The organism is Acinetobacter sp. HA (genome assembly GCF_000264725.1).
Lineage (GTDB): Bacteria > Pseudomonadota > Gammaproteobacteria > Pseudomonadales > Moraxellaceae > Acinetobacter > Acinetobacter schindleri.
Genome location: NZ_AJXD01000068.1, coordinates 1 through 9,685 on the forward strand (window position 1 = coordinate 1; position 9,685 = coordinate 9,685).

The window sequence follows — 9,685 nt, forward strand, 5'->3', positions numbered from 1 at the left end:
AAAAAAGCCTTTACAGATAGGTTTGTGCAACAAAGCCGTTGTGAATCACTCTTTGTCCATGATGTATTTTTATTTTACGACAGCACGAACAATTAATCCTTGAGTGATTTGCTCGCCCCCCTAAATTAGCTGCGTGTCATTTTTTGTTCAACTGTTGTTGGTCGCATTTCGTTATTCACCGATAAACGGTATATACAAGTTCTACCTCATTTTTCTTGATAATTGAGATAGAATCATCTCAGTCTCTTGAATGCTTTAAACTGAATGCATAGCCTAACTTTTCAACATCTCCTGTCTGCTTCAAATAGTTCCCCGCATGCCATTTTGGAAGCATTGCGCTCCCTGGATCATGCTGTATATTTATATGACAACGGTACGCCATTTATTGCCTGCTGTGCTGAACGTTATACAGTTATACAGGATGATATTATACAAACTTATCAGGCTGTTTCTTTTAATCAGTATGAAGTCGTTGCGCCAGATTTAACTATTAATTTCACGTCTAAATCAACCTCGGACTCTACAAGATTTAATGGCGGCTTTGTAGGATTCATTTCTTATGACTACGCAGCTCAGCAGCAAGTTCATTATAGACAGCGCCAGCAGCCAGCACTTTTTATTGGGCAATTCTCTACTTATTTAGAACTCAACCCTCAAGGATGGATTTTTAAAAGTAGTGATCCTCAAGCGAAACATATTTTTCAGCAGATTCAGGCTTTACTTGATCAATTCCAGGATAAGTCTGAATTTAATTTAGTTTCTCCATGTACAGCGCGTTGGAATAAATCGGCTTATCAGGAGGCTTTCAGTCAGGTTCAGGAATATATCAAAGCTGGTGATTGTTATCAGATCAACCTGACTCAAGAATTTTCAGCACAAGCTAAAGGCTCTGTGTTAGCTACAGCAGAACAATTTTGGCAGCTAACCAATGCACCTTATGCTGGTTATTTACGCGTAGGTGAGTTTGAGCTGTTAAGTTGTTCACCAGAACTGTTTATTGAGTTTCAATCTGAGCGACGGATTATTACCAAACCGATCAAAGGCACGATGCCGCGTTATATAGATCCAATATTGGATGAGCAGTCCAAACAGACCTTAAAAAATTCTGAGAAAGATCAAGTTGAAAATGTGATGATCGTGGATTTATTACGTAATGATTTAAGTGTTTATGCGGAAACTGGCTCAGTTAAAACACCAAAGCTGTTCAATATTGAAAGCTTTAATCAAGTTCATCATATGGTTAGTGAGGTACAAGCTACATTAAAAAAAGATGTAAATCCATTTAATGTTTTAATGTCCGCCCTTCCTGGCGGATCTATTACTGGTGCACCTAAAATCCGTGCCATGCAGATTATTGAAGAACTTGAAGATGCGCCACGAGGTGCATATTGTGGCTCAATGGGGTATTTTAATTTTGATGGAACTGGTTCCTGGAATATTCTGATCCGCTCAATACAGAAATACCAAAATGAGATGTCACTATGGGCTGGTGGCGGGATTACCATTTCATCAGACTGCGATGCCGAATATCAGGAATGTTTTGATAAAGTCGAAGCTATGTTGAATCTACTCAATACTTGGTACACACCTGAATAAATAAAAAAACGACTCAATTGAGTCGTTTTTTTATGAATCTCTCCCCTTGATGAGCATTGCTCCGCAAGGGATAGATTCACTTAAACTAAAATCTCATTTTTCAATGTAGCAATCAAACGTTGATTTTGCTCATCTGTACCAATGGTAATACGTAAGAACTGATTGATACGTGGTTTATTGAAATAACGCACAATAATTCCACGCTCACGCAATTCAGTCGCTAACTCGCCTGCATCTTTGCTTGGCAGTGATGCAAAAATGAAATTAGCACTTGATGGTAAGACTTTAAATCCAAGTTCATTAAGTTGTGCTGTTAATTTCTCACGGCTCGCAATCACTTTGGCATTTTGCGCTTCAAAGTATGCTTGATCTTCAAAAGAAGCCACTGCTGCTGCAATGGCAAAACGATCCATTGGATAAGAATTAAAGCTGTTTTTAACCGCTTCCAATGCTGCAATTAAATGTGGCTGCGCAATCGCAAAACCAACACGTAAACCTGCTAATGAGCGGGACTTAGAGGTGGTTTGGCAGACCACCAAATTCTCATATTTTTCAACCAGACTCACTGCTGATTCAGCACCAAAATCCACATAGGCTTCATCAATCACCACAACCGAATTTGGATTAGCTTGAAGCACTTCTTCAATTGCAGATAAACCCAGTGCAATACTGGTTGGTGCATTTGGATTGGTAATAATGATGCCGCCATTTGGCTGTTTATAGTCATCGACTACAATTTCAAAATCATCATTGAGTGGCAGAACTTTGGTTTTCACCCCAAAGAACTGACTATAAACTGGATAGAAACTGTAGGTAATATCTGGATAGAGCAATGGCAATTCTTGAACGAAGAATGCTTTGAAAATATGCGCTAAAACTTCATCCGAACCATTGCCGACAAAGACTTGCTCAACGGGCACACTTTGCTGTTTCGCAATCGCTTGCTTCAGTTCAGAGGCATCAGGGTCAGGATACAAACGTAAAACATCCGCACCATTTGCCAAGACATTCTGCACTGCTTCCACCACTTTTGGTGACGGTGGATATGGGTTTTCATTGGTATTTAATTTTAAAAGATTTTGGATTTTAGGCTGTTCACCTGGTGTGTACGGCTCAAGCTCACGTACTTCAGGACTCCAAAAACGCATTTGTTCTATAGTGATCTTTGACATCTTTGTTCTCTTATTAGCCCTCTCCTAACCTCTCCCGAAGGGAGAGGGATCTCCAAACTCTTACATATTGCTTTACTAGATAATTAATTCAATCATGTAATCTCCCTCTCCTGAGCAAGTTTTAAAGCACTGCTTTAAAATGAAACGCAAGTGAGAGTTAGGGAGAGGTTTTATATTTTTAATTACTGATAACGATAACGTGCAGAACGTGCATGTGCATCAAGATTTTCTTCTTGCGCCAAGATATCAGCAGTTTTCGCTAAAGTTTTCACGCCTTGTTCAGAGCACATAATCAGACTTGAACGTTTTTGGAAATCATATACGCCCAGTGGTGATGAAAAACGTGCTGTCCCTGAGGTTGGCAATACGTGGTTTGGACCTGCACAGTAGTCACCAATCGCTTCAGGCGTATAACGACCCACGAAAATGGCACCAGCATGACGAATATCTTCAGCCATTTCTTCGGCTTCATCTAAACACAGCATCAAATGTTCTGGTGCCACTTGGTTAATGAGTTCAGCACCTTCCGCACGGTCTTTCACTAAAACTAATGCACCACGGTTCTCGATAGACGTACGTGCGATCTCAGCTTTTGGTAAAGCTTCTAAGTGTTTTTCAATCCATTCGCCGACTGCATTTAACAGAGCTTCATCAGGTGTAATGAATACTGCTTGCGCAACCGTGTCATGCTCAGCTTGTGACAATAAATCCATTGCCAGCCACTCAGCATTATTTTCACCTTCTGCATACACTAGAATTTCAGAAGGTCCGGCAATCATATCGATACCGACTTGACCAAATACCGCACGTTTTGCCGCAGCAACGAAACGGTTACCGGGGCCTGTGATTTTATCTACAGATGGAATGTTTTCTGTACCATAGGCTAATGCTGCAACCGCTTGCGCACCACCAATGGTAAATACACGGGTCACGCCTGCCAAATATGCTGCTGCAAGTACCAATGGATTCAAGTCACCATTTGGCGCAGGTACCACCATAATAATTTCAGGTACACCTGCAACATGGGCAGGTACTGCATTCATCAATACTGAAGATGGATACGATGCCAAACCGCCCGGTACATAAATACCCACACGATCAAGTGGTGTGACTTTTTGACCTAAGGTATTACCTAAAGCATCGACATAGGTCCAGCCATCTTGCTTTTGTGCTTGGTGGAATTCACGTACACGGTTGGCAGCGAGTTCTAAAGCTTCACGCACTTCAACTGTTAAACCATCAAAGGCAGCTTTCAATTGTTCTTGAGTCAGTTCCAGATCTGAAAATTGATGCGCTGGATGTCGATCGAACTGCTGAGTAAGTTTAAGAACATGAGCATCACCATGCTGACGCACATCAGCAATGATTTGATCTACGGTTTTTAAAAGTTCAGGATCACTCACTGTTTCAAAAGCTAACAAGTCAGCAAATACCTGCTTGAAGTTTTGATCTTGAGTCGATAAACGTCGCATCAATTTACCCACAAGGTTGATATGGAAAAGATTAGTTTACCTGTTTTAACAGGCTTTGTGGTTATCTATCTACTTTCTTGAGCATGAGTTTTATTGGAAATAGCATTCGGCAAAATTGATGATTTCTCTAAACTCTCTATCAAATTCTGAATATAAAAAAACCGTCCTTGCAGACGGTCTTTTAGAACAATAAAAATTAAGCTTTTTTCGATTGTTCACGTGCTTCAACGGCTTGTTCAAGCTGTGCCAAAATTGGATTTAACAACGCTTGTTTACGCTTAAAGCTGGCTTTATTGACGATCAAACGTGAAGATACTTTACAGATCTCTTCCAGTGGCTCAAGACCGTTAGCACGAAGGGTATTACCAGTATCGACAACGTCAACAATATAATCACCCAGACCCACCAATGGTGCAAGTTCCATAGAACCATAAAGCTTGATCACATCAACCTGCTCACCTAAGCTTGCATAGTACTGACGAGTCAGGTTTACATATTTGGTCGCGATCTTGAGACGGCCTTTCGGACGTTCCATACCAACCTTGCCTGCTGTCATCAGTTTACAGTTGGCAATTTTTAGATCTAATGGCTCATAGACATTTTGCGCGCCATGCTCCATCAACACATCTTTACCTGCCACACCGATGTCTGCTGCGCCATTTTCAACATAGGTTGGCACATCAGAAGCACGTAAAATCAGAATACGAACGTGTTTATGGGTTGTCGGGAAAATTAGCTTTCGAGACTTATCCGGGTCTTCCAGCAGGTTAATATCTGCCGTTTCAAGTAACGGTAGAGTTTCTTTTAAAATACGGCCCTTACTTAATGCTAAAGTTAAACCATGATCAAAATTGCCCATTACGTCAAAGTTTGGATCATCGTTTCTCATATCGCTCATTAACTTACTCGCTTAATTTGGGCGCCTAAACCTTGTAACTTCGCTTCGACATCTTCATAACCGCGGTCAATATGATAGATACGGTCAATCACTGTTTCCCCTTCAGCGGCAAGCGCTGCCAATACCAAAGAGAATGAAGCGCGTAAATCTGTCGCCATCACTGGTGCTGCAGAAAGTTTTTCCACACCCGTCACCACAGCATCATTACCTTCAACCTGAATATTTGCCCCCATACGAGCCAATTCAGGAACATGCATGAAACGGTTTTCAAAAATCGTTTCGGAAATTGTCGCAAAACCGCGGCCAATTGCATTCACTGCCATTAGCTGAGCCTGCATATCTGTTGGAAATTCTGGATGCGGCAAAGTACGGAAGCTGACAGCTTTCGGGCGTTTACCCATCATATCCAGTTCGATCCAGTCGTCACCACGTGTAACTTCTGCACCCATTTCTTCAAATTTTTCCAATACTGATTCAAGCAGGTTTGGATCTGTATTCGTTGTTTTTACTTTACCGCCCGTGATCGCAGCAGCTGCCAGATATGAACCGGTTTCAATACGGTCAGCAACCACAGCATATTCACAGCCGTGTAGTCTTTCAACACCAGTGACAATCAGCGTATCTGTGTCTAAACCTTCAATCTTGGCACCCATTTTAATCAGCATTTGCGCAAGATCGGTAATTTCAGGTTCACGTGCTGCATTACGGATTGTCGTTACGCCATCTGCCAGCACAGCCGCCATTAGAATATTTTCGGTACCACCCACAGTCACCATGTCAAAGACAACTTCGCCACCTTTCAGACGACCATCAACTTTGGCATGGACATAACCAGCTTCAACCTGAATTTCAGCACCAAGCGCTTCCAAAGCTTTTAAATGCTGATCAACAGGACGAGAACCAATCGCACAACCACCAGGTAAAGACACCTGTGCACTACCGTAGCGCGCCAGCAATGGACCAAGCACCAAAATGGATGCACGCATAGTTTTTACTAACTCATATGGTGCAAACTGGTTATCCAGGGTTGAAGTATCCGCAACAACAGTATCACCTTCATATTTCATGGTGATCCCGAGACCGGCAATAAGTTTAACCAGTGTGTTTACATCTTTCAGATTAGGCACATTGGTCAAGGTAATGGGAGTATCTGCAAGAATCATTGCAGCCAGTAGTGGAAGTGCTGCGTTTTTCGCACCGGAAATACGCACTTCACCTTCGAGCTTATTGCCGCCCTGAATTAAAAATTTATCCATTAATCTATTAAGCTCCAAATAAGCTTGCTTTGCGCCATTCTTCTTTGGTCATTGCGCGAATTGTTACGGCATGGACTTCACCACTGGCGATATAAGAATTGAGAGGAGCATAAACAGCTTGTTGTCGAGCAACTGGTCGCTTACCATCGAATTGATCATCCACAATACGGAGATCATATTTGCCGCCCTGACCACTCACAGCAATGTCAGCCTCTGGGAACGCGGCTTTTAAGATTTCAGCGAGCTGTTCATTATTCATCACAAGACCTCTTATAGGACTAAGGGTGTAAAACGGATCATTTTACTATAAATAAAAAAATAATTCATTAGTCACATACATTATATATATAAAAAAGAGGCTTTTAAAAACCTCTTTTTCCATTCTGCCCGATTATAAAGCCAATGGCTGATAATTCAGGTTCATTTTTCGATATCGATCAATTTGTTTTTTTAATTTTTCTGTCAAAAGCTTGATCGAGGTATACATATCATCGGCATTGGCATGCGCAAAAAATTCGATTCCCGGTAATCTGATAATCGCTTCCGCAATATGATTACTGCTTCCTTTTTTAGAGCGTTTATCAATCTGATGATCTTTTGAAAGTTTAACCTGCATACTGTTCACTTGATCCAGATGTTTAGTCATCTGCTGGAACTTTGTTTTTATAGTATCTTCAATTGCTGGCGTAATAGATAAATGATGTCCACGAATTGTTATTTGCATAGTTCTATCCCTCAACTTCGTTAGGATTAGACGAGTCACAGTCAAATGATTCGATGACAATAACCAATGCAAGGTTACAGTTCAGAAATTGGATCAAATCATTTTACGGTTCCTCAAAAGAAAAAGAGATTCATCATAGTGTCATGATGAATCTCTAGAATAGTCAGATTTTAAAACTTAGATCAAGACCTTTCGTTCAGAAGATGAAGGAATATGTAACGATTCACGATATTTAGCGACTGTACGTCTTGCTACATCAATACCTTCCTCTTTTAACATATTGGCAATTGCATTATCCGACAACGGCTTACGTATATTTTCCTCAGAAATCAATTTCTTAATCTTGGCACGAATCGCAGTTGAAGATGCTTCCCCACCCGAAGTCGTACCGACATGACTGGAAAAGAAATATTTCAATTCAAAAAGGCCACGCGGTGTCAGCATGTATTTATTGGTTGTTACCCGAGAAACAGTAGATTCATGAAGTTCAACTTCTTCAGCAATATCACGTAATACTAGAGGTTTCATCCCTTCAGCACCAATTTCTAAAAAAGCTTTTTGGTGTTCGACAATACAAGTGGCTACTTTTAACAAAGTCTTATGACGTTCATCGATACTTTTAATGAAATTTTTGCTTCCAGCATCTGGTTTCTTAAATATTGATTGTCATCACTTTGATCAGCACGACGGATCATATTGGCATAAAAAGAATTTACACGTAGTTTTGGCATCACGTCAGGATTCAACATTACCTGCCAGCAGTCATTCTTTTTCAACACGACAACATCGGGCACCTGATAATCAGATTCGCGATCTTCAAATTCCAGACCAGGATGGGGTTTTAATGTTTTAAGTAAATCTACTGCACAGCGCAACTGATCTGGATTCAAACCAGTTTGCTTAATCAGCCGAGGTAATTCATTGGTAATGAGCAGTTCATAGTGTTGTAGCAGCTTGATCGCATCATTACGACAAGGTGTGGAAGCGGACAAATTATCTAGCTGAACCATCAGGCATTCAGCCAAATTGCGCGAACCGACACCAATAGGCTCTAATCGTTGAATATGTTTGAGTACTACAAGGACTTCATCATCTTCAATTTCCTCCTCATAGCCCATACTTTGTAACAAGTGTTGAACTGAGGTGGTAATTTCCGAAATTTCGACTTCAAGAAAGCCCTTATCGTCCAAGGAGTCGATAATGCAATGTGCAATCAACTTATCAATTTTAGAAAAATGTAGCAGATTTACCTGTTCAATCAGATGTTGCTGCAGGCTTAAATGTCCCTGCCGATTATCCTCACGTTCTTCGTATTCAGCTGCACCTAAACTAGTGGGCTGATGGGTATATACATCATCCCAATCAGTATCCACAGGCAAATCATCAGGCAAATGATCTGCATTCAATTCATTGGTTAAGTCTTTTTGGTCATGCTCAACTTCAGAAGTAGATAAACTTTCTAAATTTGATTGTTCTTCAACTTTTTCCAGTAAAGGATTACTATCTAACTGTAACTGGATTTCCTGTTCAAGTTCTAGACTCGACAGTTGCAATAATCGAATTGCTTGCTGTAATTGTGGAGTTAATGACAGCGAGTTCGCAACTTTTAAGCCCACTGATAATTTCATTGTTACCCCTCATTATTCAAACCGCGCTTTATAAGCAATTTTTATGCCGCTTATTTTTTTATAACATAGATTTGTTAAATTACATACAATTCCTTGTATTTTTTATGCACTATTTAAGCTATTCATTTTAAATATTAATATTAATTAGTATCTTATTTTTATCAAATGATCTTATTTGCTTTTAAAAATTCGAAATAAATTAAAAAATTACATAAAAAAACACCCCCTGTCATTTGACAGAGGGTGTTTAGAATAATGAGCTGGCGATGACTTACTCTCACATGGGAAACCCCACACTACCATCAGCGCTAAGAGGTTTCACTTCTGAGTTCGGGAAGGGATCAGGTGGTTCACTCTTGCTATGGTCGCCAGCACAACTGTTTATGACTTTGCGTTTGGTCTTATTTAGATGCCAATGCTTGGTCAAATGAGTTTAACAGATAATATCTGAGTTGCAGTATTTTGTTCTTTAGCGTTCACTAAATCAAGTTTTTGTTTGATCGTTAGATCAATATGAAATCAATTGAGCGTTATACAACAACTGTTTGGGTGTTGTATAGTCAAGCCTCACGAGCAATTAGTATTGGTCAGCTTCACATATCGCTATGCTTCCACATCCAACCTATCAACGTCGTAGTCTTCAACGGCTCTTTAGGTGACATAAAGTCACAGGGAAATCTTATCTTGAGGTAGGCTTCCCGCTTAGATGCTTTCAGCGGTTATCCCTTCCGAACATAGCTACCCGGCGATGCGACTGGCGTCACAACCGGTACACCAGAGGTTCGTCCACTCTGGTCCTCTCGTACTAGGAGCAGATCCTCTCAAATTTCCAGCGCCCACGGTAGATAGGGACCGAACTGTCTCACGACGTTCTAAACCCAGCTCGCGTACCTCTTTAAATGGCGAACAGCCATACCCTTGGGACCTGCTTCAGCCCCA

Annotated in this window: 7 protein-coding genes, 2 rRNA genes and 1 pseudogene; 1 reads left to right on the forward strand and 9 read right to left on the reverse strand. The window is 40.7% G+C overall.

Annotated features, from left to right (window positions below; all coding sequences use genetic code 11):
* The first annotated feature begins 264 nt into the window (after positions 1-264).
* The gene (pabB, locus tag HADU_RS10955; RefSeq protein WP_004891544.1) at positions 265-1,596 is read left to right on the forward strand and encodes an aminodeoxychorismate synthase component I; all 1,332 of its coding nucleotides are present in this window, start codon (positions 265-267) and stop codon (positions 1,594-1,596) included.
* A gap of 80 nt (positions 1,597-1,676) precedes the next feature.
* Here pabB and hisC read toward each other — a convergent pair whose 3' ends face one another.
* From hisC to HADU_RS11000, 9 genes and pseudogenes are all read right to left on the reverse strand, one after another.
* Positions 1,677-2,768, reverse strand: coding sequence for a histidinol-phosphate transaminase (gene hisC, locus HADU_RS10960; RefSeq protein WP_008306349.1), 1,092 nt, complete (start codon positions 2,766-2,768; stop codon positions 1,677-1,679).
* A gap of 182 nt (positions 2,769-2,950) precedes the next feature.
* Positions 2,951-4,252, reverse strand: a complete 1,302-nt coding sequence (gene hisD, locus HADU_RS10965; RefSeq protein WP_081399010.1) for a histidinol dehydrogenase — start codon at positions 4,250-4,252, stop codon at positions 2,951-2,953.
* A gap of 184 nt (positions 4,253-4,436) precedes the next feature.
* The gene (hisG, locus tag HADU_RS10970; RefSeq protein WP_008306353.1) at positions 4,437-5,138 is read right to left on the reverse strand and encodes an ATP phosphoribosyltransferase; all 702 of its coding nucleotides are present in this window, start codon (positions 5,136-5,138) and stop codon (positions 4,437-4,439) included.
* Positions 5,138-6,394: a UDP-N-acetylglucosamine 1-carboxyvinyltransferase gene (gene murA / locus HADU_RS10975; protein WP_008306355.1), complete on the reverse strand. Its 1,257-nt coding sequence runs from the start codon at positions 6,392-6,394 to the stop codon at positions 5,138-5,140. The genes hisG and murA overlap by 1 nt, the downstream gene beginning before the upstream one ends.
* Before the next feature lie 7 nt (positions 6,395-6,401).
* Positions 6,402-6,653 (reverse strand): BolA family iron metabolism protein IbaG, encoded by a 252-nt coding sequence (gene ibaG, locus HADU_RS10980; protein WP_004814457.1) that lies wholly within the window; start codon positions 6,651-6,653, stop codon positions 6,402-6,404.
* 132 nt (positions 6,654-6,785) lie between these two features.
* Positions 6,786-7,118: a ribosome hibernation-promoting factor, HPF/YfiA family gene (hpf, locus tag HADU_RS10985; protein ID WP_004814456.1), complete on the reverse strand. Its 333-nt coding sequence runs from the start codon at positions 7,116-7,118 to the stop codon at positions 6,786-6,788.
* A gap of 177 nt (positions 7,119-7,295) precedes the next feature.
* Positions 7,296-8,746 (reverse strand): annotated as a pseudogene (locus HADU_RS10990) (RNA polymerase factor sigma-54).
* 258 nt (positions 8,747-9,004) lie between these two features.
* Positions 9,005-9,119: ribosomal RNA gene (gene rrf, locus HADU_RS10995) — 5S ribosomal RNA — on the reverse strand.
* 183 nt (positions 9,120-9,302) lie between these two features.
* A 23S ribosomal RNA gene (locus HADU_RS11000) occupies positions 9,303-9,685 on the reverse strand; the annotation flags it as partial.

Excerpts from the sequence above, each read along its gene's own strand:
- pabB (WP_004891544.1), top strand. The coding sequence starts at position 265 with ATGCATAGCCTAACTTTTCAACATCTCCTGTCTGCTTCAAATAGTTCC.
- hisC (WP_008306349.1), bottom strand. The coding sequence starts at position 2,768 with ATGTCAAAGATCACTATAGAACAAATGCGTTTTTGGAGTCCTGAAGTA.
- hisG (WP_008306353.1), bottom strand. The coding sequence starts at position 5,138 with ATGAGCGATATGAGAAACGATGATCCAAACTTTGACGTAATGGGCAAT.
- murA (WP_008306355.1), bottom strand. The coding sequence starts at position 6,394 with ATGGATAAATTTTTAATTCAGGGCGGCAATAAGCTCGAAGGTGAAGTG.
- ibaG (WP_004814457.1), bottom strand. The coding sequence starts at position 6,653 with ATGAATAATGAACAGCTCGCTGAAATCTTAAAAGCCGCGTTCCCAGAG.
- hpf (WP_004814456.1), bottom strand. The coding sequence starts at position 7,118 with ATGCAAATAACAATTCGTGGACATCATTTATCTATTACGCCAGCAATT.